This is a genomic window from Ruegeria sp. G10 (assembly GCF_056533645.1).
This window is the reverse complement of sequence record NZ_JBQFOQ010000009.1, coordinates 139,451-164,959: the sequence shown is the minus strand read 5'-3', so window position 1 is coordinate 164,959 and position 25,509 is coordinate 139,451. Positions and strand designations below refer to the sequence as shown.

25 protein-coding genes are annotated in these 25,509 nt (G+C 60.9%); 14 read left to right on the top strand and 11 right to left on the bottom strand.

All coding sequences use genetic code 11. From position 1 onward, the window contains the following. The first annotated feature begins 37 nt into the window (after positions 1 to 37). The 3 genes from prfA to ACR0KM_RS15905 all read left to right on the top strand — a co-directional run bounded on the left by prfA (position 38) and on the right by ACR0KM_RS15905 (position 2,748). A complete protein-coding gene (gene prfA, locus ACR0KM_RS15915) occupies positions 38 to 1,093 on the top strand; it encodes a peptide chain release factor 1 (RefSeq protein WP_480857641.1) in 1,056 nt (351 codons plus the stop codon). Continuing rightward, a complete protein-coding gene (prmC, locus tag ACR0KM_RS15910; RefSeq protein ID WP_480819767.1) occupies positions 1,090 to 1,935 on the top strand; it encodes a peptide chain release factor N(5)-glutamine methyltransferase in 846 nt (281 codons plus the stop codon). Before prfA ends, prmC begins: the two co-directional genes overlap by 4 nt. A gap of 240 nt (positions 1,936 to 2,175) precedes the next feature. Beyond that, positions 2,176 to 2,748 carry a DUF4167 domain-containing protein gene (locus ACR0KM_RS15905; protein WP_480819768.1) on the top strand — a complete coding sequence of 191 codons (573 nt, stop codon included), beginning with the start codon at positions 2,176 to 2,178 and terminating at the stop codon, positions 2,746 to 2,748. Between the two features lie 55 nt (positions 2,749 to 2,803). Here the strand turns inward: ACR0KM_RS15905 and rsmA are convergent, their stop codons facing one another. From rsmA to lptG, 5 genes are all read right to left on the bottom strand, one after another. Next, complete coding sequence (gene rsmA, locus ACR0KM_RS15900) at positions 2,804 to 3,646, bottom strand: 16S rRNA (adenine(1518)-N(6)/adenine(1519)-N(6))-dimethyltransferase RsmA (RefSeq protein WP_480857421.1); 843 nt, start codon at positions 3,644 to 3,646, stop codon at positions 2,804 to 2,806. Positions 3,647 to 3,725: 79 nt separating this feature from the next. Further along, positions 3,726 to 4,691 carry a 4-hydroxythreonine-4-phosphate dehydrogenase PdxA gene (gene pdxA / locus ACR0KM_RS15895; protein ID WP_480857422.1) on the bottom strand — a complete coding sequence of 322 codons (966 nt, stop codon included), beginning with the start codon at positions 4,689 to 4,691 and terminating at the stop codon, positions 3,726 to 3,728. Continuing rightward, positions 4,688 to 5,932: a peptidylprolyl isomerase gene (locus ACR0KM_RS15890; protein ID WP_480819771.1), complete on the bottom strand. Its 1,245-nt coding sequence runs from the start codon at positions 5,930 to 5,932 to the stop codon at positions 4,688 to 4,690. The genes pdxA and ACR0KM_RS15890 overlap by 4 nt, the downstream gene beginning before the upstream one ends. Beyond that, positions 5,923 to 8,082 carry an LPS-assembly protein LptD gene (locus ACR0KM_RS15885; RefSeq protein WP_480857424.1) on the bottom strand — a complete coding sequence of 720 codons (2,160 nt, stop codon included), beginning with the start codon at positions 8,080 to 8,082 and terminating at the stop codon, positions 5,923 to 5,925. The genes ACR0KM_RS15890 and ACR0KM_RS15885 overlap by 10 nt, the downstream gene beginning before the upstream one ends. Next, positions 8,082 to 9,182 carry an LPS export ABC transporter permease LptG gene (gene lptG / locus ACR0KM_RS15880; protein WP_480857427.1) on the bottom strand — a complete coding sequence of 367 codons (1,101 nt, stop codon included), beginning with the start codon at positions 9,180 to 9,182 and terminating at the stop codon, positions 8,082 to 8,084. The genes ACR0KM_RS15885 and lptG overlap by 1 nt, the downstream gene beginning before the upstream one ends. 219 nt (positions 9,183 to 9,401) lie before the next feature. On the opposite strand from lptG, the gene ACR0KM_RS15875 reads away from it, so the two are divergent. From ACR0KM_RS15875 to ACR0KM_RS15865, 3 genes are read left to right on the top strand one after another with little or no spacing between them, the layout of a single operon-like run. After that, positions 9,402 to 10,880: a leucyl aminopeptidase gene (locus tag ACR0KM_RS15875; RefSeq protein WP_480857429.1), complete on the top strand. Its 1,479-nt coding sequence runs from the start codon at positions 9,402 to 9,404 to the stop codon at positions 10,878 to 10,880. A 3-nt stretch (positions 10,881 to 10,883) separates the two neighbouring features. Further along, the gene (locus tag ACR0KM_RS15870) at positions 10,884 to 11,342 is read left to right on the top strand and encodes a DNA polymerase III subunit chi (protein ID WP_480857430.1); all 459 of its coding nucleotides are present in this window, start codon (positions 10,884 to 10,886) and stop codon (positions 11,340 to 11,342) included. 28 nt (positions 11,343 to 11,370) lie between these two features. Further along, positions 11,371 to 12,417: an aldo/keto reductase gene (locus ACR0KM_RS15865; RefSeq protein ID WP_480819782.1), complete on the top strand. Its 1,047-nt coding sequence runs from the start codon at positions 11,371 to 11,373 to the stop codon at positions 12,415 to 12,417. A 71-nt stretch (positions 12,418 to 12,488) separates the two neighbouring features. Here the strand turns inward: ACR0KM_RS15865 and ACR0KM_RS15860 are convergent, their stop codons facing one another. After that, the gene (locus ACR0KM_RS15860; RefSeq protein ID WP_480857432.1) at positions 12,489 to 13,475 is read right to left on the bottom strand and encodes a GlxA family transcriptional regulator; all 987 of its coding nucleotides are present in this window, start codon (positions 13,473 to 13,475) and stop codon (positions 12,489 to 12,491) included. A 131-nt stretch (positions 13,476 to 13,606) separates the two neighbouring features. Between ACR0KM_RS15860 and bcoG the strand changes: the two genes are divergently transcribed. From bcoG to ACR0KM_RS15845, 3 genes are all read left to right on the top strand, one after another. After that, complete coding sequence (gene bcoG / locus ACR0KM_RS15855) at positions 13,607 to 14,524, top strand: 3-dehydrocarnitine:acetyl-CoA trimethylamine transferase BcoG (RefSeq protein WP_480819786.1); 918 nt, start codon at positions 13,607 to 13,609, stop codon at positions 14,522 to 14,524. A gap of 76 nt (positions 14,525 to 14,600) precedes the next feature. Continuing rightward, positions 14,601 to 16,064, top strand: a complete 1,464-nt coding sequence (locus tag ACR0KM_RS15850; protein ID WP_480857433.1) for a carnitine 3-dehydrogenase — start codon at positions 14,601 to 14,603, stop codon at positions 16,062 to 16,064. Continuing rightward, on the top strand, positions 16,061 to 16,822 hold the full coding sequence (locus tag ACR0KM_RS15845) for an SDR family oxidoreductase (protein ID WP_480857435.1): 762 nt from the start codon (positions 16,061 to 16,063) through the stop codon (positions 16,820 to 16,822). Before ACR0KM_RS15850 ends, ACR0KM_RS15845 begins: the two co-directional genes overlap by 4 nt. A 1-nt stretch (position 16,823) precedes the next feature. Here the strand turns inward: ACR0KM_RS15845 and ACR0KM_RS15840 are convergent, their stop codons facing one another. After that, positions 16,824 to 17,006, bottom strand: coding sequence for a hypothetical protein (locus ACR0KM_RS15840; protein ID WP_480819791.1), 183 nt, complete (start codon positions 17,004 to 17,006; stop codon positions 16,824 to 16,826). 61 nt (positions 17,007 to 17,067) lie between these two features. Further along, the gene (locus tag ACR0KM_RS15835; RefSeq protein ID WP_480857437.1) at positions 17,068 to 17,928 is read right to left on the bottom strand and encodes a helix-turn-helix domain-containing protein; all 861 of its coding nucleotides are present in this window, start codon (positions 17,926 to 17,928) and stop codon (positions 17,068 to 17,070) included. Between the two features lie 108 nt (positions 17,929 to 18,036). Here ACR0KM_RS15835 and ACR0KM_RS15830 point away from each other — a divergent pair, with 108 nt between their 5' ends. The 3 genes from ACR0KM_RS15830 to ACR0KM_RS15820 are packed head-to-tail and all read left to right on the top strand — an operon-like array spanning position 18,037 to position 20,059. Further along, positions 18,037 to 18,240 (top strand): DUF2061 domain-containing protein, encoded by a 204-nt coding sequence (locus ACR0KM_RS15830; RefSeq protein WP_480857438.1) that lies wholly within the window; start codon positions 18,037 to 18,039, stop codon positions 18,238 to 18,240. Beyond that, positions 18,233 to 19,135, top strand: a complete 903-nt coding sequence (locus ACR0KM_RS15825; protein ID WP_480857440.1) for a fatty acid desaturase — start codon at positions 18,233 to 18,235, stop codon at positions 19,133 to 19,135. Before ACR0KM_RS15830 ends, ACR0KM_RS15825 begins: the two co-directional genes overlap by 8 nt. A gap of 21 nt (positions 19,136 to 19,156) precedes the next feature. Then, on the top strand, positions 19,157 to 20,059 hold the full coding sequence (locus tag ACR0KM_RS15820; RefSeq protein ID WP_480819799.1) for an EamA family transporter: 903 nt from the start codon (positions 19,157 to 19,159) through the stop codon (positions 20,057 to 20,059). Here the strand turns inward: ACR0KM_RS15820 and ACR0KM_RS15815 are convergent. From ACR0KM_RS15815 to ACR0KM_RS15805, 3 genes are all read right to left on the bottom strand, one after another. Further along, positions 20,056 to 21,435: a DEAD/DEAH box helicase gene (locus ACR0KM_RS15815; protein ID WP_480857442.1), complete on the bottom strand. Its 1,380-nt coding sequence runs from the start codon at positions 21,433 to 21,435 to the stop codon at positions 20,056 to 20,058. The genes ACR0KM_RS15820 and ACR0KM_RS15815 overlap by 4 nt on opposite strands. A 184-nt stretch (positions 21,436 to 21,619) precedes the next feature. Then, positions 21,620 to 22,561: a glycosyltransferase family 2 protein gene (locus ACR0KM_RS15810; protein ID WP_480857443.1), complete on the bottom strand. Its 942-nt coding sequence runs from the start codon at positions 22,559 to 22,561 to the stop codon at positions 21,620 to 21,622. Between the two features lie 21 nt (positions 22,562 to 22,582). Continuing rightward, positions 22,583 to 24,187 (bottom strand): peptide chain release factor 3, encoded by a 1,605-nt coding sequence (locus tag ACR0KM_RS15805; RefSeq protein WP_480857445.1) that lies wholly within the window; start codon positions 24,185 to 24,187, stop codon positions 22,583 to 22,585. A gap of 108 nt (positions 24,188 to 24,295) precedes the next feature. Between ACR0KM_RS15805 and ACR0KM_RS15800 the strand changes: the two genes are divergently transcribed. After that, complete coding sequence (locus ACR0KM_RS15800) at positions 24,296 to 24,658, top strand: SnoaL-like domain-containing protein (RefSeq protein WP_480819807.1); 363 nt, start codon at positions 24,296 to 24,298, stop codon at positions 24,656 to 24,658. A gap of 69 nt (positions 24,659 to 24,727) precedes the next feature. Continuing rightward, a complete protein-coding gene (locus ACR0KM_RS15795; protein WP_480857643.1) occupies positions 24,728 to 25,507 on the top strand; it encodes an SDR family oxidoreductase in 780 nt (259 codons plus the stop codon). The last annotated feature ends 2 nt before the right edge of the window (positions 25,508 to 25,509 follow it).

The window sequence follows — 25,509 nt, the reverse complement described above, 5'->3', positions numbered from 1 at the left end:
CCTTGACCAACGCCCCCGGATGAGAGACACCGCGCGGATGATCCCCGAAGAACGCCTTGAACAGATCACACAGCGATTCCAGTACCTCGAAGCGGCCATGGCCGATGGGGCTTCGGGCGGGGATATTGCGGCTTTGGCCAAGGAATACTCTGACCTCAAACCCGTGGTCGATCAGATCATGGGCTGGCGTCAATTGGTGGCCGATCTCGCCGAGGCCAAGGCGATGCTGTCCGATCCGGACATGAAAGAGCTGGCCGAAGAGGAAATCCCCGACTTGCAGGCCCGCATCCCCGAGGCCGAACACGCCCTGCAACTGGCGCTGTTGCCCAAGGATGCTGCGGATGCGCGCCCGGCGATGCTGGAAATCCGGCCCGGTACAGGTGGCGATGAGGCCGCGCTGTTCGCCGGAGATCTGCTGCGGATGTATCAGCGATACGCTGAGGCGCGGGGCTGGCGGTTTGAGATCATCGAGGAGCAGGCATCCGACCTGGGCGGGGTCAAAGAGGTCGTGGCCCATATCAAGGGTGACAACGTTTTTGCACGGATGAAATACGAGTCAGGTGTCCACAGGGTGCAGCGGGTGCCTGAGACCGAAAGCGGCGGGCGGATTCATACTTCGGCGGCGACGGTGGCGGTGCTGCCCGAGGCCGAAGATGTGGATATCCAGATCGACGCCAATGACATTCGCATCGATACGATGCGCAGCTCGGGCGCGGGCGGGCAGCATGTGAACACCACGGATTCGGCGGTGCGCATCACGCACCTGCCCAGCGGGATCGTGGTGACCAGTTCCGAGAAATCCCAGCACCGCAACCGCGAGATCGCGATGCAGGTGCTGAAGACCCGTCTGTACGATCTGGAACGCCAGCGGATCGACAGTGAACGGTCGGCGGACCGGGCCAGTCAGGTGGGCTCGGGCGACCGGTCGGAACGGATCAGGACTTATAATTTCCCTCAGGGGCGCATGACGGATCACCGGATCAACCTGACGCTGTATAAGCTGGATCAGGTGATGCAGGGCGATCTGGACGAGGTGATCGACGCGCTGACCGCCGATGATCAGGCGCGGCTGCTGGCGGAGATGGCGCAATGATCGCGGCACTGACAGCAGCACAGGCCATGGTCGCAGCCACCGCCCGACTGCGGGCGGCAGGTGTACCTGACCCGGCACGGGATGCGCGGGTTTTACTGGCTCATGCGGCGCGAATCGAAGCCAGCCGGGTCACGCTGATTGCGCCCGAAGAACTGCCCGTTGATATCGCGGAACGTTATGATCAGCTGATCTCGCTGCGTGCCATTCGGGTGCCGGTGTCGCATCTGCTGGGCGAGCGTGAATTCTATGGTCGCCGGTTCCGCGTCAGTCGCGACGTGCTGGACCCGCGCCCTGAGACCGAAGCTTTGATAGAGGCCGCGCTGAGCGAGCCATTCGACCATGTGCTGGATCTGGGCGTTGGCTCGGGCTGCATCCTGATCACGCTGCTGGCTGAGCGTGCCAGCGCCTCGGGACTTGGGGTGGATTTGAGTGAATCTGCCTGCCTGCAGGCCAGCGCTAACGCGGTGCAGCATCAAGTGCAGGCGCGCGCCGAGATTCTCCAATCAGATTGGTTTGAGAACATTGATGGTAAATTTGATCTGATTGTTTCCAATCCGCCCTATATCTCGGCCGAAGAGATGCAGGATTTGTCGCCCGAAGTGCGCGAGCACGAGCCGCGCATGGCCCTGACTGATGAAGGTGATGGGCTGGGTGCGTATCGCAGGATCGCCGCTGCGGCTCCGGATTTCCTTATGCCGGGCGGGCGGTTGCTGGTCGAAATCGGGCCAACGCAGGGGGCGTATGTTGCTGCTTTGTTTGATGCGGCAGGATTGGTAGAGACACGGTTGATCCCGGATCTGGATGGGCGGGACCGCGTTGTGGGCGCCAGAATGCCGCAGTAAAAGCCTGCCTGAGGCTGAAATGCGCCGATTGATGTAAAAAAGCTGCGAAATATCAGACAAAGCTCTTGTCTGGACGCGCAGGACGTGTTTACTCAAGACTAGTCTGCGAGGTTGACGCTGTTTCAGCGCACCCCTGACGCCAAGCCCAAAAAGTCGATGACGCGTAACGGCACAAAGCCACTGAGCAGCGTTAGATACGGGTTGATCGACAGTGAATTGATAAGGCTGACGTAAAGTAAGATGAGATCTTCCAAATCCCGTTCGCGGGCCAAGAACAACCGCAATCGTCCTTCTGGCGGCAACGTCGTTAACCGAGTTTTTGACAGCTCGGGTCCCGAGGGCAAGGTGCGTGGCACGCCGCAGCAGATCATTGATAAGTATAACCAGTTGGCGCGCGATGCTCAGCTGTCGAATGACCGCGTGGCTGCCGAGAACTTTCAGCAGCATGCCGAGCATTATCTGCGTTTGCTGGGTGAAGCTCAGCGCGAGATGGAGGCCCGCCGCGAGGAGCAGGAGCGCCAGAACCGCGAACGCCAGGCTGAACGCGACCGTGAGCGCGCCGAGCGTCAGGAACGCGAAGCGGCCCGTCAGGCTGACCCGGCCGAGGCCCCGCAGCCTGATGTAATGGATTTTGGCGCGCCGGAGGCCACCCCCGAAAGCGGGTTGGTCGAAACGCCCGAGAACAAAGGCGCAGAGGCGCCTGAGAAGAAGGAAAAGCCCGCACGCAAGCCCCGTGCGCGCAAGCCGAAACCCGCGCCAGTGGAAGAGGCCGCGCCCAAGACGGACGGCGATGCACCCGAAGCGGCTGAGTAAGCCCAGACATAGAAGATGCAAAGCCCCGAGGTTTCGACCCGGGGCTTTTTTCTTATCAGGATTTTTGAACCGCGCGTGCCAGTGCGCAGAACGCCTCGAGCGGAACTTGTTCGGCGCGTTCGGTGGGCTGGATGCCAGCCGATAGAAGGCGATCCTCGATATCTGGCGCAACGCCCCTCAGCGACGCGCGCAGCATCTTGCGGCGCTGGTTGAAGGCGGCGGCAACCACACGGGACAGCGTTGCGGCATCGGCTGCATAGCGCGGTTCGGGCAGGGCAGTCAGGTGGACGACGGCGCTCGAGACTTTGGGCGGTGGTGTGAAGGCCCCGGGGGGCAGGGACATGGCGATGCGCGCCTCGGCCCGCCATTGGGCGAGGATGGCGAGGCGGCCATAGGCCTTGCTGCCGGGCTGGGCCACGATACGTTCGGCCACTTCGCGTTGGAACATAAGCGTCAGGCTTTGCCAGAAGGGCGGCCATTCCGGTGGGGTAAGCCAACGCACCAGAAGCTCGGTCCCGACATTGTAGGGCAGGTTGGCGGCCACACGGATGGGCGGGGTCAGATGCGCCAGCGGATCAATTTCCAGCGCATCGCCGTTGATGACCTCAAGCTGACCAGGATAGGCGGCAGCGATATCGTTCAGGGCAGCAATACAGCGGGTGTCCTTTTCCACCGCCACCACCTTGCGAGCGCCTTCGGACAAGAGCCCTCGGGTCAGACCACCCGGGCCGGGGCCGATTTCCAGGACGTCGCATTGGCTGAGGTCTCCGGCCTGGCGCGCGATTTTGGCGGTCAGGTTGAGGTCCAGCAGAAAGTTCTGGCCCAGCGATTTGCGGGCCGAGAGCTGATGGGTGGCGATGACTTCGCGCAGCGGGGGAAGGGTGTCGATGGCGCTCATGTCTTACCGTTGCGCGGGGTGGTGGCGGAGGGCCAGATTTTTTTGCCTCCGGCGGGGATATTTTTGGCCAGATGAAGCATTAGCGAGATCGGGCCATCGTCTGTGCGAGCCGTAGCGCCTCGATCAGGCTTGTGGGAGTGGAGATGCCCTTGCCTGCGATGTCCAGCGCGGTGCCGTGATCCGGCGAGGTTCGGATGAAGGGCAAGCCCAGCGTCACGTTCACGCCTTTGTCGAAATCCAGCGTCTTGATCGGGATCAGCGCCTGATCATGATACATACAAACGGCGGCATCATAGCGCGCGCGCGCTGCGGCGTGAAACAGGGTATCGGCTGGGTGTGGACCGGTGATCGTCACCCAATCGGTACTGAGATCGTTCAGAAGGGGGGCGATCCAGTCGATCTCTTCCATGCCCATTTTGCCGCCTTCACCAGCGTGCGGGTTCAGGCCAGCGACGGCGATTTTTGGGAGGGTGATGCCAAATTGGGTGCGCAGGCTGTTGCCTGTGATTTGTATTGTCTCGCGCAGCAGGTCGGGCGTCAGCGCAGCGGGGACATCCGACAGGGGCATATGGATCGTGGCGGGAACGACGCGCAGCTGCGCGCTGGCCAGCATCATGACAGCGCGTTTGCTGCCGGCGCGTGCCGCAAGAAACTCGGTATGACCGGGATAGGCAAAACCTGCCCCGTCGATCAAAGCCTTTTTGTTGATCGGAGCGGTGCAAAGCGCTGAGGCATGGCCAGTCCGGATCAAATCCAGGCCACGATCAATCGCTGCGATTACAGAGGACGCGTTCGCAGGATCGGGATGGCCGGGCCGGTTTGGCGCGGGAAAGTCCAGTTGCAATACCGGCAGAGCCGAAGCGCTGATGCCATGCGCCTGAGCAGTGTCGCTGATCTGCCGGACCGGCGTACCTGCGGGCAGGTGCCGTGCATCACCAATATAGATGAAAGGACAATCGCCGCGCAGCGAATCCCAGGCTTTGGCGGCAATCTCGGGGCCGATACCGGCGGGTTCCCCGCAGCTGAGCGCGATGGGGGGCGTCATTGTTCGATAATGACGGCGTCTGCCCGGAGTTGTTCAAGAAGGCTGTCGGCGAAGGCCTGAAGGCGTTGCTGGGTCAAGGCGTTGGCCACGTCGGTGCGGGTGGTCTGCTCACCCAGATCGCGGGTGCGGCTGCACAGCATCAGGAACACCAGCGTCTGACCGTTGTTGCGGGTCAGCGTGGTCGACACTTCGTTCGCGTCGAGTTTTGCCAGCTCCAGCGCGATATCACGCGGGATCTCGGAAGGGCTGGCGGTGACGCGGTCCAGCACCTCGGCGGGCTGATCCTTGGCAAGCCCATAAAGGTCGTCGCAGGTGTCGATTTCTTCCCGTAAACGCGCCGCGTTGGCCAGTGTATCGGCGCTGCGGCCGCCTGCCAGAAAATAGGTGGCATAGTCGATCTCGGAATAGCTTGGTGCACCTGTGGCGACTTCGCGGATACCGCGCATCTGGAACAACGCAATTGCGTTGTTGAGTGACAGCGGCTGGGTGACGTCGCCATTTCTGAGGCTCAGGATCACCGGTTGCAACGCTGGTGGTAAATCGTTGAGGGTCAACCAATCGAGTTGTCCACCGTTTTCGCGCGTGACCGCTGCAGAATATTGCGTGGCAGCGGCAGAAAAGCTTTCCTGATCCGAGAGATTGGCGATTTCATCCGCCAGAGCTTCGGCCTGCGCCACCGTTTGGGGGGTTACCGGGATGATGATCTCGGATAGCAGCACCTGCAGACCGCCGCCGCCGCCCTGACCAAGGGCACGATCAATCTCGTCGTCGGACGGGCGGGCCTGTGACAGAAAACGCGCGCTGACGAAGTCGCGCCATGACAGTTGATCGGCGATAAAATCACGCACGGTTTCGCGCGACACGCCGGCCTCGCCGAGCAGTCGCAGGAAATCATCGCTGCTGAGGTTGCCGCGGGCGGCGAAGTCGTCAATGCCGGCCTGGATGTCTTCTGGTGCGACTTGAATTCCTGCATCCCGCATCGCCTGTTTACGCAGGCGATCTTCGATTAGCGCCTCGCGTACTTCGGCTTCAGAGCTGTTTGGTGCACCCAGAAGCTCAAGAAACTGCTGGCGCTGCTGTAGCTCGTACCATGTCACGATGTCCTGGTTCACCCGGATCGCGGGCGAGAACAGGCTTTGACTGAAGGCCTGTGGCGCAGTCAGACCGAACACGGCAACAGCGAAGAGCGCGGCGCGCCAGCCCGAACGGAGGATTGTGGTGAAACCTGAGATCAGCTGCATCTTTTCCTGAACTTCTTCCCATCGCCTTCGACAGAGTAGCCTGTCAGGGCTACCGTAAAGCCGAATTCGGTCGAAGGCTCAATACTTGATGTCGAGGTAAAGCGTCTGTTGACGGTCATATTAACCTGCACACATTCGTTACTGTAGGTCAGCCCGAAACCCAGCCGGAGCGGTTCGGATTCTGCGAAATCGTATCGCGCGCTTGCGCGTGTCAGCCAGTTTTGGTCGATCCGATAGCGCCCCGCAACCCTCAGTTCAGAGATTTCATCATTGTTGAGTTCGGCCGGATCGGGTTCAAGCCAGACATATCCTGCGCTCAGCAATGTATCATCCTGCGCCCACGCGGCGCGCAGCTCGGCCTTGGTGAAGCTGAAATCGCTGTTAAAAAGCCCGCGCGCCGCAAGCGTCAGGCCCTTTCCATTGTCGAGTTGACCGGCCAGCAGAAGGTCAGACTTTGTACCCTGCAGCCCCGAGGTCAAAGTGAAATCTTCGTCGGCGTCGGCGCGAAAGACCTGCCCGACGGTTGCCAGGGCCTTCCATCCACCTGTCGCGAACCGCGCCCAGTTTACGCCGACAACGGCCGCTACCCCGTCTTCGCGCCGATCTTCCGCCGGAAAACGCGACAGGGACAGCAAGTTACCTTGGTCGAATTCCTGAAAGGTGCTTTCGTCATTGGGCACATCGGTGTCCGAGACATGGGTCCAGCCCACCTGCGCAATCGGTTCCAGAAACTGGGTTGCTCCGGTTTGTTCCTGGCGCAGCATGGGATAGCGCAGGGTGAATGCCGCGCGCGGGGTGGCGCGGGTTACGTCGTTGGGGAAGCTGCTGTCATTGCGGATGTTGAACGCATCCACAGCCGCGCCCAGCCGGGCCTCTGCGCGCACGCCCGTCGTAAAGGTCCAACTGCGTAACCATTCGGCATCGAGCGTTGCGCGGGCCACGTCGCGTCCGATGATATCCGCATCGCTGGTCCGGGTATGCGTGTGACCGATTATGCCCAGTGCGATCTCGCCGCCGATGGCCCGTGGGAAAAAACGCTTGTTGTAGTTGATGTCAAAAACGCGTGACGGAATTTCGTCCTGTTCTTCACTGTCGCGCAGCGTTTCATAGTGGATGAAGCTGGTTCTGAAGGCGGTATCCCGCTTGATCCGCTCTAACGCGATTTCGCTGCGCAGACGGTCGAAATCGGGCAGGCCGTAATCGGCTAGATAGGCATCATCCGAGGTGGTCTTGATGTCGAATGTCAGGCGGTAGTCGTTGCGCAGATTGAACCCGCCATCCGCGAAGAAGTAACCGCGATCCTGATCGGGTTGAATGTCGTCGCGGGTATACGCGCCACGCAGTCGGATCCGGCCGTTCTTGAACGCTTGCCGATAGCGCAGGTCAAGCGTGCGGGTTTTGGGCGATATGTACGGCGTGACGGTAAGGTCCCGATGATCACCAAGCTTGAAGAAATAAGGGACCTGCAGCCCGGTGCCCAACTGCGATGTGGTGCGAATGGATGGAACCAGAAAGCCTGTGGCGCGGTCGAGCGTTGGATCGGGCAGTCGAAGATAGGGGAAGTAGAATACTGGGACATCCAGCAACCGAAACTGTGCGCCCTCGAAGTACAGTTGGCGCTCAAGCTGATCATGGGTCACCTTGCGGGCGCGAATTTGCCAAAGCGGTGGCTTGCCGTTGGCACAGACGTGACACGAGGTTGCGGCCACCTTGCTGAACTGGGTGTAACGTCCTCCGGCGCGGGCGGCCTCGACCGAGGCGATTTGCACCTGCTGGTCAAACACCATCCGCGCACCGGTCAGCAAGCCATTCTGGATACCGCTATCCAGTTGTGCGGAATCGGCCAGCAGGGTGGACTGCCCGCCCTGATCGATACGGATTGGTCCGGTCAGCGTCAGCTCACCGGTTTCGCGGTCATATATCACGCTCTGCGCAGTCAGCTTCACATCGCCCTGAAACGCCTCGACATTGCCTTCGGCGATGAGTTTCCGGTCAGGGGTAATAAAGATCTTGTCAGCCACCAGCAGCGCAGGTTGGTTTTGTTCGACAGTGCTGCTCGCCGGGGGCGTGTCGCTGGATTGCGCACTGGTGGCAACAGGTAGCGTCAGGATCAGGACACTCGACAGCAAAGCAGGAAGAACAACGCGCATCATCCGTCCTCCGCATGCAGTAGCAGCCCGAGAGATAACAATATGCCCGCGAACGGAGGTGCCCAGGCGGCGACAAGGATTGGCAATTGCCCGTTCTCGCCGAGAATCTGCGCGAAGTTGCGGATGAAATAGATTCCAAAGCCCAAAAGCACGGCTGTCAGCACTGCAACACCCGTGCCGCCGAAGCGCACATGGCGCATCGTGAATGCCGCGCCGATCAGCACCATCGAGACCAGAAACAGAGGGCGGGCCAACTGCACCTGCAGCCAGACCTCGTATTGCTTGGTGGAAAATCCGGCCTCGCGCAGGTCTCGAATCAACTGTGGCAGGTCATAGACCGATACGGAATCCTGTTGTCCCAGCGTGTCCAGAATGCGGTCGCGGGTCAGCGTGGTGGGCAGGTTCAGAAGATCATGACTGACAGCGTTGGTTTCGGGGTTCAGATCGTCTTCGAGCGTCCAGATTTTTGCGTCATGCAGCACCCAGTGCCCGTTGTTCAGCTCTGCCTGACGGGCGGCAATCTGCTCGGTTGGCTTGCCGTCCCCCGAAAACGTCGTGATTGTCACGTCGCGCAGCGCCAGCCTGTCGCCATTCACGGTGCCAAGCGCATGGATCACCGACTGGCCGTTGGCCGAACCCTGACGCAGCCACAGCCCGTCACGGCTGATCGAAAGGGCAGAGCTGCCATCGTTGCGAAAGTCGTCTGACAGGCGTTGGTAGGCCTCGGACGTGGCGGCGGCGATCGGGTTCAGCAACGCAACGGCCAGCGTCCCGATGCCCAGCGCCAGCAGGACGGGTGCCAGCAGCGCCCGGATGCCCGAGCGCCCGATGGCGCGGGTCACGACCAGTTCCGAACTGCGCGCCAGGCCGACGAACAGGGCAATCGTTGCGAGGATCATCAGCAGGGGCAGCATTTCGCTGATGGCGGTCGGCGTATTCAGCAAGGTCAGCCGCAACAGTTGAGCGAACGAAAGGCCAACCCCGTCGAAACGGCGGACCTGCTCGATCAGGTCGATGAGGATCATCAGGGTCAAAAAGATTCCGCCGATGACCAGAAAGCTCTGGATAAAGCGGCGGGCAAAGTAACGGTCGAGAATCATGCAGGCATCTCTGCCCGATCACGGTGCAGGGGAATCGCAGTCGAGCATGTGATTGTGCGCGACGGCCTGTGCCTGCCGATTGGTGTCACGTTCTCTCCCCCGAGCCTGCCGTTCTTTTCGCGCGACCATAATGCAAATGCAGGCCGGGGAAAACTGCTATCTGGTCAACTGCGACCGCGCGGGCTAGGTCTGGGGCAACGTATATTTCAGGAGAATGATATGAGCAGTCTGGTGCCGGTCCGTTTTACCCCCGTTGATCTGGATGCGATGGCCACGGCCAAGGGGCGCGTGGCGATCATCATCCCAGACGATGGCAAGATGAGCCCCGCCGCACGCCGGGCCAACCGCCTGACCAAAGGTGCCGTAGCGCGGCTGGTGGACAGTGAGCGGTTTGGCAAGGCCAAATCCGGCGATGTGATCTCGTTGGCGTGGCCCGCAGGGATGGAGGCCGACACGCTGGACGTGCTTGTCCTGCCGCGCCGCCCCGACCATGACGAGGCGCGCAAAGCCGGGGCCAAGTTGATGAAACTGGCAGGCAACAAATCCGTTCTGGTGGTGGCCGCCAATCAGGTGCGCATCGAGGATTTGGTGATGGGTATGGTGCTACGCGCCTATGATTTTGACGCACACAAGACCAAGGAACCGAGCCCCGCCGGAGAGATCGTGATCGCCCATGGCAAACCCGACGAGGCCGAGGCCGCCTTTGCACCGCTTTATGCCGTGGCAGATGGCGTGCGCATGACACGCGATCTGACCAATGAGCCTGCGAATGTGCTGACCACCACCGAATTCGCAGATCGTCTGGCCGAGATGGAATCGCTGGGCCTGAAGGTCGAGGTGCTGGAAGAGGACAAACTGGCCGAGCTTGGAATGCGCACACTGCTGAGTGTCGGGCAAGGGTCGGTCAGCCCGTCCAAAGTTGTGGTGATGCAGTGGAATGGCGGCGACGCCGATGACTCTCCGCTTGCGCTGGTTGGTAAGGGCGTTGTCTTCGATACCGGCGGGATTTCGTTGAAGCCTGCGGGCGGCATGGAAGACATGACCATGGATATGGGCGGCGCAGGCGTTGTCGCGGGCACGATGCGGGCACTGGCCAAGCGCAAGGCCAAGGCCAACGTCGTGGGTCTGGTGGGGCTGGTCGAGAACATGCCCTCGGGCAATGCCACGCGTCCGGGCGATGTGGTGAAGTCGATGAAGGGCGATACGGTCGAGATCATCAACACCGATGCCGAGGGCCGTTTGGTTCTGTGTGACGTGATGTGGTACGCGCAGGATCGGTTCAAACCGGTGGGCATGATTGATCTGGCCACTCTGACCGGCGCGATCATCATCGGGCTGGGGCATGAGAATGCTGGGGTATTCTCGAACAATGACACGTTCTGCGATGCGTTCCTGAAATCGGCCAAGGCCGAGGATGAGGGCGCGTGGCGGATGCCTTTGGGTGCGAAGTATGACGAGCTGCTGAAATCGCGCATTGCCGATATGAAGAATGTCGGCGGTCGCGCGGCGGGTTCGATCACCGCAGCCCAGTTCCTGCAGCGCTTTGTCAAGGAAGAGACGCCTTGGATTCACCTCGATATCGCGGGTGTCGCCTCGGTCTCGTCCGAGACGTCTTATGCCCCCAAGGGGGCCACAGGCTGGGGCGTGCGCGCGCTGAGCCGGTTCGTACAGGACAATTTCGAGACGGCGGAAGACTAACCCGTGGGAGCCGTCTATTTCTATCACCTGACCCGTCAGCCGCTAGAGCACACCTTGCCGGTGCTGCTGGACAAGGCGCGGCAGGCCGGGTGGCGGATTGCCGTGCGGGGTGTTGATCCCGCGCGGATGGACTGGCTGGATGAAAAGCTGTGGCTGGGACCGGAAGAGGGGTTCCTGCCACATGGCCGCGCCGGTGGGCCGCACGATGCCGCGCAGCCCATTTTGCTGACCACCGGGCCGGAGGCCGCCAATGATGCGGTTTGCGTGATGGCCGTGGATGGCGCAACGGTCGAGGCCGAAGAGGTCACGGCGCTGGAGCGGGTGTGTATCCTGTTCGACGGGAATGATCCGGACGCCGTTCAGCAGGCGCGTGGGCAGTGGAAGGCGCTGACCGGCGCGGGGTGTTCGGCGCAATATTGGTCAGAAGAATCAGGGCGTTGGGAAAAGAAGGCCGAGGCTTGATCGGCCGTATTTATTCAGGAGATTTCAGATGAAGATGAAGCCTTTGGGCCGCACGGAAATTATGGTGTCCGATCTGTGTCTGGGCACGATGACCTTTGGCACGCAGACCTCGGAAGGCGATGCGCATCGCCAGATGGACATGGCGCTCTCGGCTGGGATCAATTTTGTGGACGCCGCAGAAATGTATCCCGTCAATCCGATCTCGGCCGAAACCGTTGGCCGGACCGAAGAGATTCTGGGTAATTGGAATGCCGCCAACCGGGCGCGACGGGGGGACTATGTGCTGGCCACCAAACACTCGGGTGCGGGGTTCATGCATGCGCGCCGGGGCGCTCCGATCTCAAAAGAGACTATCCCCGAAGCGATCGAAGGTTCGCTGCGCCGGTTGCAGACCGATTGCATCGATTTGTACCAGTTTCACTGGCCCAATCGCGGCAGCTATATGTTCCGGCAGAACTGGGATTTTGCGCCCTCGGGTGAGAATCGTGACGCGGTCATAGCCGAGATGGAAGACTGCCTCGTGGCGCTGCAGGCGCAGGTGGACAAGGGCAATATCCGCGCTTTTGGTCTGTCTAATGAAAGTGCATGGGGCACGGCGCAATGGCTGCGGGCCTCGGACGCGGTCGGAGGCCCTCGGGTTGCGTCGATCCAGAACGAATACTCGCTGCTGTGCCGGTTGTTCGACACCGATCTGGCCGAGCTGTGCATGTTTGAAGATGTTGGACTGCTGGCGTTTTCGCCGCTGGCAGCGGGTTTTCTAACCGGAAAGTATCAGGACGCAGCGGTGCCGGACGGGTCGCGGATGTCTCTGGTTCCGGAAATGGGTGGGCGCAAGTCGGATCGGGTGTTCGATGCGGTCGCGGCGTATCTTGAAATTGCGGCGCGGCATGGGCTGGATCCGGTGCACATGGCGCTGGCGTGGTGTCAGAGCCGGGCGTTCATGGGGTCGGTGATTTTTGGTGCAACGACGCTGGCGCAGTTGGAGCATGTGCTGGCGGGCAAGGATCTGGTTTTGCCGTCTGAGGTGATGGATGAGATCAGCGCGGCGCATCGGGCGTTTCCGATGCCTTACTGAGGGGGCTCTGCCCCCGCTGCCCTTCGGGCGACTCCCCCGGGATATTTTTAGCCAGATGAAGGGGGATCCCGTTAGTGATGGGTGGGTTGCGTGCGGTCTTGTCTGAGGTCGCGGGCCGAGAGGCCGTGGGCGGTTCGGAAGGCACGGGCGAAGCTGGATTGCGAGGTGAAGCCGGTGGCCAGCGCCACGTCCATCAGCGAGAGATTGGTGTCGGTGACCAGACGGCGGGCCTCGGCCAGTCTGAGTTGCAGGTAGTGGTCCTGTGGCGTGGTGTTCAGGCGCAGGCGGAATTGTTGCTGCAGGGTGCGCGGGCTGGTGCCGAGGGTGTTGGCGATGTCGGCGAGCGGAAGCGGGTCGTCGAGCGATGCCTCCATCAGCGCGTTCGCCTTGGCCGTCAGTGCGGTATGACGATGTGGGGCGCCAGTGCGGCTTTGAGGTTTTGAGGGTTCTGACTGGCCCTCGTAGAGAAACAAGCCCGATACGCGGGCAGCGAAGCTTGCCCCGTGGCGTGCGGCGATGATGTGGAGCATCATGTCCACAGCCGGGACGGCTCCGCCAGAGGTGAGGCGGTTTTCGGAGACGGTGAAGCGGTCGGGGCGGACGTCGACGGCAGGAAAGCGCGCGGCGAAGTTTTCGAGGTCTTCCCAGTGGGTGGTTGCGGCATGGCCGTCCAGCAGGCCGGCCTCGGCCAGCAGCCAGGGGCCTCCGTCGATGCCGGCCATGGTGGCTCCGGTTGCAGCGATGCGGCGCAGACCCGCGAGCAGGCTCGGTGTGGCGTGGCGGGCGAGCTGGAAGCCCGCGACGACGATCATCAGGTCGCAGCTTTGCAGGCGGGCCAGCGGGATGCCCGGAACTGTCAGGGCGCTGGTCAGCAATGCCGGTTCGGCGGTGGCGGTCACGTAATCCCAGTCAAAGGCCGGGCGGTCGGCCAGCCGGTTGGCGGCGCGCATCGGATCGACGGCGGCCGCGAAGCTGAGCGTGTTGCATTCGTCCAGCACCAGCACGGCCGTTTTCAGCGCGCGATGTTCGGGCTGCAGGATGTTTTTTGCGGATTTCATCAAGTTCGATTCGCATTTTGGCAAGTGTTTCTCCAAGGCTGCGCCAGAGTTGGAAGCAACGCAAATCGATAACCGGGGAGAAGTCTGGGGAAAACCCATGGCACAAGCCGGTATAAGTTGGGGAAAACGCCATGCCTTTGGAAATGAACCGCGAAGTCTTCATTACCTGTGCCGTGACCGGATCGGGTGGGACGCAAGATCGTAGCCCGCATGTGCCACGCTCGCCTGCTCAGATTGCTGAAAGCGCGATTGCTGCTGCGAAGGCGGGTGCTGCTGTCGTGCATTGCCATGTGCGTGATCCGGAGAGCGGTGCGCCCTCGCGCGACTTGGGCCTGTATCGCGAGGTGACAGAGCGGATTCGTGAGGCGGATGTGGATGTCGTCCTGAACCTCACGGCGGGTATGGGCGGTGACATCGTATTTGGGGGTGTCGAAAATCCGTTTCCGGTCAACGAAGCCGGAACGGACATGATCGGAGCGTCCGAGCGGGTGGCACATATTGCTGAGTGTTTGCCCGAGATTTGTACGCTGGATTGCGGCACCATGAACTTTGCCGAAGCCGACTATGTGATGACAAACACTCCAGGTGCGCTGCGGGCGATGGGGCAGATGATGACCGATCTGGGGGTGAAGCCCGAGATCGAGGCGTTTGATACCGGTCATCTTTGGTTTGCCAAGCAATTGGTGAAGGAAGGGGTGCTGGAAGCGGACGCTCTGGTCCAGCTTTGCATGGGGGTGCCGTGGGGTGCGCCGGACGATCTGAACACGTTCATGGCGATGGTAAACAATGTGCCTGATGACTGGACGTTCAGTGCTTTTGCCTTGGGACGGCATCAGATGGCCTATGTCGCGGCGGCGGTGCTGGCTGGAGGCAATGTGCGGGTCGGGCTGGAGGATAACCTGTGGCTGGACAAGGGAGTATTGGCCGAGAACTGGCAACTGGTTGAGCGCGCAGGGAGCATCATTGAGAATATAGGCGCGCGGGTGATCGGGCCGGAAGCGGTGCGCGAGAAGTTGGGGCTGACAAAGCGCGCGCCTTTGGCGAAGTGAGGGTTGGGTTGGATTGGGGGCCAGCCCCCAAACCCCCGGGATATTTTTGGCCAGATGAAGTTTGGGGCGTGATGAGATGAAAACAGCAGCGATCATCGGTGGCGGGGTTATTGGCGGCGGATGGGCTGCTCGGTTTTTGCTGAACGGGTGGGATGTGCGGGTGTTCGATCCGGACCCCGAAGCCGAGCGCAAGATCGGTGAGGTTCTGAACAATGCGCGGCGGTCGTTGCCGGGCCTGAGCGATGTGCCTTTGCCGCCCGAAGGGGCGTTGAGTTTTCATGATGACATTGGCGAGGCCGTGCTGGGCGCCGCTTGGATTCAAGAAAGCGTGCCGGAGCGGTTGGATCTGAAGCTGAAGGTTTACAAGAGCTTGCAGGCGGCCTGTGATCCGGAGGCGATTATCGGGTCTTCGACCAGCGGGTTCAAGCCGTCGGAGTTGCAGGAGGGCGCGCTGCGGCCCGAGCAGATCGTAGTGACCCATCCCTTCAACCCGGTCTATCTGTTGCCATTGGTTGAATTGGTGCCGACCGACAAGAACGCGCCCGAGCTGGTGGCGCGCGCGCAGGAGGTGTTGAAATCGGTCGGGTTTTTCCCGCTGCATGTCAAAAAAGAGATCGACGCCCATATCGCCGACCGCTTTCTTGAGGCCGTCTGGCGCGAGGCCTTGTGGCTGGTCAAGGACGGCATCGCCACCACGGAGGAGGTGGATGAGGCCATTCGGATGGGCTTTGGCATCCGCTGGGCGCAGATGGGTCTGTTCGAGACATATCGTGTCGCCGGCGGCGAGGCCGGGATGCGCCACTTTATGGCGCAGTTCGGGCCTGCGCTGAAATGGCCGTGGACCAAGTTGATGGATGTGCCGGACTTTACTGACGAACTGGTCGATATGATTGCAGATCAGTCGGATGCGCAGTCGGGGATGCATTCGATCCGCGAGCTGGAGCGTATTCGGGATAACAACCTTGTCGGTATGATGCGGGCGCTCAAGGCGCAGAATTATGGGGCGGGGGCGGTGCTGAACCAGCATGATGCAGCGTTGAAACCCGGCGCTTTGCCGACACTGGATCAGGCGGATCTGAGCCAGCCGATTCTGACCCTGGCCCGTGCGGTGCCGCTGGATTGGACCGATTACAATGGTCACATGAACGAGGCGAAGTACCTTGAAGCCTTCGCCGCCGCCACGGACCGGTTCATGGAGATCATTGGATGTGACATGGACTATATCGCCACGGGCGGCAGCTATTTCACAGCCGAGAACCATATCAGATACATACATGAGACCCACGCGGGTGCGCGGATCGAGTGCCGGACGCAGATGCTGCTGGGGCAGGGCAAGAAGCTGCATGTCTTTCACAGTATGTATGAGGGCGACACGTTGCTGGCCACCGGCGAGAGCTTTTTGCTGCATGTCAGCCTTGAAACCCGTCGCCCCAGCGCTCCATCGCCCGAGATCGAGGCCGCGATGGCTCGCATCACGCAGGCGCAAGCCGGGTTGCCTTATCCCGAAGGCGCAGGGGCTGCGATCCGCAAGCCAGTATGAGCGGTCGGGTTTTGATCACTGCCGGGGCCTCGGGCGTTGGGCGCGCGATGGCCGAGGCGTTTGATGCTGTCGGTGCTCAGGTCTGGGTGGCAGATTTGGATGCTGGGGCGCTGGCGGATTGTCCGGCAGCTTGGAAGCGCAGCCAGCTTGATGTGTCGGATGAAACGGCCGTTGCGGATCTGTTCACCGATCTTGAGACCGAATGGGATGGGCTGGATGTCCTCTGCGCCAATGCAGGCATCGCTGGCCCGACGGCGGCGGTTGAGGATGTGGCGATTGCCGATTGGCGCGCTTGCCTGTCCGTGAACCTCGAAGGCGCATTTTTGTGCTGCAAATACGCAGCACCAATCATGAAACGGCAACGCAGCGGCGCTGTGCTGATCACCTCATCCACGGCGGGTCAGTATGGCTATCCCAACCGTGCGCCCTATGCGGCGGCGAAATGGGGTATGGTCGGCCTTGGCAAAACGCTGGCGATGGAGCTTGGGCCGCATGGCGTGCGTTGCAACGTCATCTGCCCCGGCGCGGTTGAAGGCCCCCGGATGGAAGGCGTGCTGCAGCGTGAAGCCGCAGCCAAGGGCATGACCCGCGATCAGGTCTATCAAGGTTATGCTGCTGGCACCTCCATGGGACGCTTTGTCGAGGCGCAGGATATTGCCAATATGGCGGTGTTTCTGGCCTCGGACGCGGCACGGCTTGTGTCGGGGCAGGTGATCGCGGTGGATGGCCATACCGTGAACCCCGACCCCAAGCTGTAGCTTAGCCCTGATTGGGCCCGCGAATCTGTCGGATCGCGCCTCGGACGGCTTGCCAATCCCGGGCCTCCTGTGTGTTCCCGGCAGCCTCGCATTCGCGCATTTTCTGAGCGGCCTCAGCCTCGGCCCGATCCCCGTGGGCCGTGTAAAGCGCGCGTGCGTACTGAGCGGTTTTGAGTGGGTCCATTCCTGTCTTCCTCCATCTTTGATCGAGGTTCGCGCGGATCGATCATACTACAGGTTGCGGCTCAGGTCATGTCCTGCCGGAGGCGCTGCAGATGGGCGGGGAAATCGCGCGCGGTCATGTCGGCCTCGCGCACCAGCCTGTCAAAGTGCCGGGTGAAAACCTCGATCCGGTCGCGGTCACGGAACGCCATGTAGTGGCTGCCCGCGTAGAAGACACAGAGAAGTGGGCCGAAGATCGTCACCGGGGCGCAATAAAGCCGTTTGGCATCAAAGAGATAGATGCGTAACCGAGGATAGAGCTGTTCGCAAAGCGCCAGCAGGTGATCGATCTGATCCTGCCGAACCTGCAGTGGCAGACCCTCGTAGTATCCGGTGGCATGGGCAAAGCTGTGAAGCTCGTACAGCGGCATCGCGATCTCATAGTCTGATTGCGCGCTGCGCATCCACGACAGCCGGTCCTCGGACGCGCCAATGGCCTGATCAGCCGTGCGACCCAGATGCGGGGCATACTCCCATTCCAGAACAGCGCGGGTTTTCAGCATGTCGGGCAGGGTGGCGGGCACATAGCGGATCTTGTAGCCCGCAGCCTCTTGGTGCCACTCGAAGATGCGCTCATCGACCAGCGCGCGGGCGGCCTCGGTCAGGGTCAGAGAACTGGCCAGCAACTCGGCCGCGCTTTCGGGGCGATCCGATAGCCCCAGCAGCCAATCGACCGAGACGCCAAGCGCCGAGGCGCAGCTGCCGACCACATGCGCGTTGGGCAAGCGCGCGCCTGCACCTGTCAGCAGTTGCGAAATGGTCGAGCGGTCGACGCCAATGTCGCGCGACAAGGCGCTTTGGCTGATACCGCGGTCTTGCATCGCGCGCGAAAGGCGCTGGCGGAATTGCGCCGCACGGTCTCGTTTGTCCATCTTTTCTATCATATGGTGATAAATATCACATCTGATGAATATTGTTAATCATATTCAGAATTCCCGGCCAGTGGCCTGATCTGTAACGCTGATATCATAAAAACAAGAATGGGGTCCGGAATGGAGACGCGACGAAGATCGGTCGTGAAGGCTGTGCTGTGGAATGTGATGGGGCGGGCGGTGATGACGCTGGTCGGATTGATCGCCACCGGCTCGGCCGCTTTTGGTGGGGCGCTGGCGTTGGTCAATACGGCGATCGGTCTGACACTGTATGTGATTTACGAGCGGATCTGGGCCGGGATTGCATGGGGTCGCCATGGCTGAGTCCACAACGCCGGAATCCCCGGAATGGATCACATTTGGCCTGATCGTTGGCTGTTACTTTGCTTGGTTGGGTGTCGTGTTCTGGCTAGCGAGCGTCAGCCTTTGGCTGGCGGTCCCTGCCATGGGCCTTGTCGCGGCGTTGCATTCGTCGCTGACGCATGAGGCGCTGCATGGGCATCCGTTTCGGTACAAATGGTTGAACGAGGCGCTGATGGCATTGCCTTTGACGCTGTTTATCCCGTTCAACCGGTTCCGCGACCTTCATCTGGCCCATCACTGCGATGCCAATCTGACCGATCCCTATGATGATCCCGAAACCAACTATCTTGATCCGCAGGTCTGGGCGGGTCTGGCGGGCTGGCAGCGGCGTTTGTATCAGGTCAACAACACGCTGCTGGGGCGTATGGTGCTGGGACCCGCCATCGGTCAGATCGCCTTTTTGCGGGATGAATGGCGCGGTGCGCTACGTGGGGATCGGGCGATTCTGCTGGCTTGGGCGCTGCATCTGCCCGGGGTGGTGATTGTGCTGTGGATCGTCGCGCTGTCGCAGATGCCGATCTGGGCGTTTGTTCTGTCGGCTTATGTCGGCTTGGGTCTGGTCAAGATCCGCACCTTTCTGGAACACCGCGCGCATGAGAAATCCCGCGCCCGTACCGTCATCGTTGAAGATCGCGGACCTCTGGCTTTTCTGTTTTTGAACAACAACCTGCATGTCGTTCATCACATGAATCCTGCCGCCCCGTGGTATCGTTTGCCCGCGCTCTATCGCGCGGGAAAAGACCGCTATCAAGCGTGCAACGAGGCGTATGTCTACCGCTCATACGCACAAGTCTTCCGGTCCTATTTCTGGCGGGCAAAGGACCCGGTGGCGCATCCGCTCTGGCCAAAGCCCTGATTTCGCGACAGAAGGGAGGCCATGACCCTGTGGATTCCCGTCACTATCGCCGCCGCCACGTTCCAGACAGTGCGGTTCATGCTGCAAAAATCGCTCAGCAGCGTGAAGCTGTCCGCCGCCGGCGCGACTTTTGCGCGCTTTGCCTATTCCCTGCCGCTGGCCTTGCTGGGGCTGTTCATTGCGCTGCAGGCGACCGGGTATGAACTGCCATCGCTGACGGCCCGTTTCTGGGTGTTTGCGGTCATCGGCGGCACCTCGCAGATTCTGGCTACGATCTGTGTCGTGGCTTTGTTCAAGCAGCGCAACTTTGCAGTCGGGATTACCTTTAAGAAAACCGAAGTTATTCAAACCGCTATCGTGGGATTCCTCATCCTCGGGGACCGGGTTTCAGTCGGAGCGCTGGGGGCGATTCTGCTGGGTCTGATGGCGGTTCTGCTGCTGTCGAAGACACCCGGTGGTGATGGTGCCTGGTGGCGGAACCTGACCAACAAGGCCTCGCGCCTTGGGCTGGGGTCGGGAGTTCTGTTTGCGTTTTCGTCGGTGACCTATCGCGGCGCGTCGCTGGAGCTTGGCGATATTGATGCGTGGTTCCGGGCACTGGTGACACTAGCCGCGGTGGTAACGTTCCAGTTTCTCAGCATGGGGCTTTGGCTGCTCTGGCGCGACCGGGCCGAATTGCGCGCGGTGTGGGAGACGCGGCGTACAGGGGTTTTCGTGGGCTTAACCAGCCTTGGCGGATCGTTCTGTTGGTTCCTCGCCTTCACGCTGCAAAACGCGGCCTATGTTAAGGCGCTGGGGCAGGTCGAGTTGATCTTCAGCCTGCTCGCCTCGATCCTGTTTTTCCGCGAAAAGATCACCCGGCGAGAGATCGCAGGGATTGGCCTGCTGGGTTTGTCGATATTGGCTCTGGTACTGGCGATTTAGGTCGCGTCGGCGTCCGCCAGCTCTGAGGTGCCCGCACGTCGTTCTTCAAAGCTGAGCGCGATGAAGCTGGGCAGATGATCGCCCATACCGACCACCGCTGGGCCACCATCGTCGCGACGATTGCGCCCGCGGCCCTTGGGCTCACGCTCTTTCCGGCTTTCGCTTTTCTTGGCTTCGGCAGGTTTGGCTTTTTTCTCGGGCTTGGGCTGCTCTGCCTTTGGCTCGTCCTTGACCGGGTTGTCGACGCGCGGAATTTCCTTCTGGATCAGCTTCTCGATCGCATCCAGGGCCTTTTCATCGCGGCCCGAGCAGATGGTGAATGCCTTGCCTTCGCGCCCGGCGCGCCCGGTGCGTCCGATGCGGTGCACGTAATCCTCGGCATGGCCGGGGACGTCGAAGTTGAACACATGGCTGACCGAGGGGATATCCAGACCCCGCGCCGCCACGTCCGAAGCAACCAGCAACCGCAACGATCCATCGCGGAACCCGTCCAGCGTCTTCATGCGTTGCGACTGGTCCAGATCGCCATGGATAGCGGCGGCGTTATAGCCGTACTTCTTCAGCGACTTGGCGCAGATATCTACATCCGTCTTGCGGTTGCAGAAAATGATGGCGTTGGTGCACTTCTCACCTTCGGCGTCGATCAGCGCGCGCAGAACCTTGCGCTTGGCGCTGGCTTCGCGGTCGCGGCGGCCGCCTTTGAACATGACCACACCCTGTTCAATCGTCTCAGACGCGGTGGCCTGACGGGCAACCTCGATCCGGGCGGGGGCGGACAGGAAGGTGTCAGTGATCCGTTCGATCTCGGATGCCATGGTGGCCGAGAAGAACAGCGTCTGGCGCGTGAATGGCGTCAGCGAAAAGATGCGTTCGATATCGGGAATGAAGCCCATATCCAGCATCCGGTCGGCTTCGTCCACGACCATGATCTGCACACCGGTCAGCAGCAACTTGCCGCGTTCGAAATGGTCCAGCAGACGGCCCGGCGTCGCAATCAGCACATCGACGCCCCGGTCGATCAGCGCTTCTTGCTCTTTGAAGCTGACACCGCCGATCAAAAGCGCCTTGGTCAGTTTCAGGTGCTTCGAATAGGTGTCGAAGTTTTCGGCCACCTGCGCCGCCAGTTCCCGCGTCGGGCACAGCACCAGCGAGCGCGGCATGCGCGCACGGGCGCGACCGCGCGCCAGCAGCGTGATCATCGGCAGGGTAAAGCTGGCGGTCTTGCCAGTACCGGTCTGGGCGATGCCCAGAACATCCTTACCTTCAAGCGCAGGTGGTATCGCGCCTTCCTGGATCGGAGTGGGGGTTTCGTATCCGGCTTCCTCAATGGCTTTGAGGACCTTCGGGTTCAGGTTCAGTTCGTTAAACTTTGTCATGTATGTCCGGTTCATGCGGACACGTATACCTGGCCCGCGCGTCAGAAAAATGCCGGGCCCGGATGGCCACGCGCCTCATGCGCGTTTCGGCTGAGGCGGGGCATAACAAAAACGTGGGGCAGGGTCAAATGAAGAGGCGTTCACCTGTTGCATCTCAGCGCGATGCGCGAATTTATGCAACAATTCAGATGGTTCCGGGGAAGTGTTTCGCCACTTTCTGGTCCAGATTCAATGGCCTGTGCCGCAGCAGATCGTGATCTTCGAGCCGCATGCGCACATCGGGGTCGGTTGCGCTCATTTCGTCATAGAATGCGCGCAGCCCGTCGGGGCCTTCCTCTGCCTCAATCCAGCTGAGCAACTCGTGCATGTTCAGCCCGCCCCGGTCGCGCGACACGTTGGGTGACATGCCCGCCTGATATGAGCCGCGCGCCATTCGGAACCTCAGATGTGATTGCCAATGATCCCAGCTTGGGGCGTGGCGATGACATAGTTCGATCTGCGGCAGTTCCGTCTTCACCGGAAGGATCTTCTTGTTCTGAAACAGGTTGTGGATGCGATAGTTGAGATGCTCCAACCCGGTGCGCACGAATAGCTTGCCCTGTACGTGGCTGAGAAATCCACCCAGAACAAAGCCGCCATAGTTGGGATAGAGCGTCTCGACCAAAGCCTCGCGATGCGGGCTTTTCGGGATATGTGCTTTGTAAAGATCCTCGCCCCCGGCAATTGCTTCGATCGGGCGCATGCGCACTGCAGGGGTGTCGGTCGGTATCGATTGCAACAGGTCGGCAACAGGGGCAGCGGGCCACAGAAACTCGTCCACATCGATATGCGCCAGCCAGTCAAGATGTGTGTTGCGATAAACAAATGTCGCATGGACCGTCTGGCGCAGTTGGTGCTTCTCCGGGCGGTTGCGTTTGCGCTTTTGCCAGAACGCGTCATCGCAGACACGCACACGCACTCTGGGATGCTGCCGCAGTGCGCGAAAGGCTTGGCGGTTCGGCTCGTCCAGATAGACATACATATGGTCCGCGCCCAGATCGAGGTGATGGGCGACGAACCGCAGGATATCCTCGGCCGGGCCGCGCGCCATCGAGACGGTTCCCCAGGTTGGACGGTCCTGCGTCATATCTGGCCCATCATCCGTCCGTCAGGTCATCATTTCTTTGGTCGCGGTCAGATTCAGCGCCGGGTAGTCACGTACAACGCGGTCGATGTCCCATTGCAGCCGGGTCAGATAAACGATGTCGCCGTCGTGGTCATGGGCAATGTGCTGCTTGTTGGCGTTGACGAATTTCTCGACCTCGGCCTTTTCACCGCTGACCCAGCGGGCGCTGGTGAATTGCGAGGCCTCAAAGCGCACGGGCAGCCCGTATTCCATCTCGATCCGGCTGGCGAGTACTTCGAATTGCAGCGCACCCACGACGCCGACGATAAAGCCCGATCCGATGGAGGGTTTGAACACCTTGGCCGCGCCTTCCTCGGCAAACTGCATCAGGGCCTTTTCCAGATGCTTGGCCTTCATCGGATCGCCCGCGCGGACGCCTTGCAGCAGTTCCGGCGCAAAGGATGGAATGCCCTTGACCCGGATCGCTTCGCCTTCGGTCAGCGTGTCACCGATGCGCAACTGACCGTGGTTCGGGATGCCGATGATGTCGCCCGCCCAGGCTTCCTCGGCGAGTTCCCGGTCGGATGCCAGAAACAGCACCGGGTTCGAGATCGCCATCGGCTTCTTGGTGCGCACATGGGTCAGCTTCATGCCGCGCTTGAAATGGCCCGAGGCCATACGAACAAATGCCACCCGGTCACGGTGCTTGGGGTCCATATTGGCCTGCACCTTGAAGACAAAACCGGCGACCTTTTTTTCGTCCGGGGAGATCTGCCGTGGCTCAGCCGATTGGATCTGCGGCTGCGGGCCATAGGCGCCGATGCCTTCCATCAACTCCTTGACGCCGAACGAGTTGATCGCCGAGCCAAACCAGATCGGAGTCATATGCCCTTCCAGAACTGCTTGCGGATCGAGAGTAGGCAGCAATTCGCGCGCCATCTCGACCTCTTCCAGCAGTTTCTCCAGCAGGTGTTCGGGCACGTGTTCGGCCAACTTCGGATCGTCCAGGCCATTGATTTCGATGCTTTCGGCCACCTTGTTGCGGTCCGCTCGGTCCATTAGCTCAAGCCGGTCGCGCAGCATGTCATAGCAGCCGATGAAATCGCGCCCCACGCCAATCGGCCATGCGGCGGGCGTGACATCGATGGCCAGCATTTCCTGAATTTCGTCGATGATCTCGAACGTATCGCGGCTTTCGCGGTCCATCTTGTTGCAGAAGGTCAATATCGGCAGATCGCGCAGGCGGCAGACCTCGAACAGTTTCTGCGTCTGGCTTTCCACACCTTTCGCGCCGTCGATCACCATCACGGCGGCATCCACCGCAGTCAGCGTGCGATAGGTATCCTCGGAGAAATCCGAGTGACCGGGCGTGTCCACCAGATTGAACCGGAAATCGCCATAGTCGAACGACATCGCCGAGGCGGAGACCGAGATGCCGCGGTCCTTCTCCATCTGCATGAAGTCCGACCGCGTGCGCCGCGCCTCGCCTTTGGCGCGCACCTGACCGGCCATCTGGATCGCACCGCCATACAGCAGGAACTTTTCCGTCAGCGTCGTCTTGCCCGCATCCGGGTGCGAGATGATGGCGAATGTCCGGCGCCGGGCGATCTCGGGCGGCAGGGTGGGTTGGTTCGAGGTATCAAGCATATTCGCGCGTATAGGCGGGGAAACCTGCCGAGGCAAGACAAAGGGGTGGTTCGAATCATGTCACTATGGCAATAAGAACATATAGTGAACAAATAATGGAGTGGACCGATGAATTTGAAAGAGATTGCAGAAGAACTGGTCGCAGGTTGTCGGGAAGACCGGGCCAAGGAAAATCTTGAAAAGCTCTATGCCGAAGATGCTGTCTCGGTCGAGGCGATGGCGATGGAAGGCATGGGCCGCGAAACCCATGGTCGCGATGCGATCAGGGGCAAGCATGAGTGGTGGGAGGGCGCGCATGAGGTTTCGGGCGCATCCGTCAGCGATCCGTTTCCGCATGGTGAAGACCGCTTTGCCGTGATTTTCGAGGTGCAGGGTAAGGTGAAGGACAGCGGCGAAAGCTTTGATATGCGCGAGGTCGCCGTCTACCATGTCGCGGATGGCAAGATCGTCAGGGAAGAGTTCTTCTACTAAAACGCTCTTCTGGCCTTCCTCGTCTGGCCGGTGCTAGACATGCGGATAACAACAGATGGGGAGGATCGGATGGATCTGGGTATCAAAGGTAAACGCGCGCTGGTCTGTGCCAGCAGCAAGGGTTTGGGTCTCGGTTGTGCCGAGGCCTTGGCGGCGGCAGGCGTCAATCTTGTGATGAACGCGCGCGGGGCCGAGGCGTTGGAGGCCGAGGCTGCGCGCCTGCGCTCGGACCATGGCGTTGATGTGCAGACGGTGGCCTGCGACGTGACCTCGGCTGACGGTCAGGCGCAGGTGATAAGTGCCGCGCAGGGCGTTGATATCCTTGTGACAAACGCAGGTGGGCCACCTCCGGGCATGTGGTCGGACTGGGAGCGCGAGGATTTCATCAAGGCGCTGGATGCCAACATGCTGACGCCGATTGCGTTCATGAAGGCGCTGCTACCGGGGATGATGGACAAGGGTTGGGGTCGGGTGGTGAACATCACCTCGCAATCCGTGCGCGCGCCGATTGCGGTGCTGGGTTTGTCGAATGCAGCGCGGACCGGGCTGACCGGGTATGTGGCCGGAACCTCCCGGCAGGTCGCGCCGCATGGGGTGACGATCAACAACCTGTTGCCGGGCATTCATGCAACCGACCGGGCCGATGCGCTGGATGGTACGGTTTCGCTGCAGAAAAACATCTCGATTGAGGATGCGCGCGCAGAACGGGCCGCAACAATTCCAGTACGCCGTTATGGCACACGGCAGGAATTCGGAGCGGCCTGCGCGTTCCTCTGCTCGCAACATGCGGGCTTTATCGTTGGGCAGAACATCCTGCTGGATGGCGGCGCGACCAATCTGACGATGTAGCC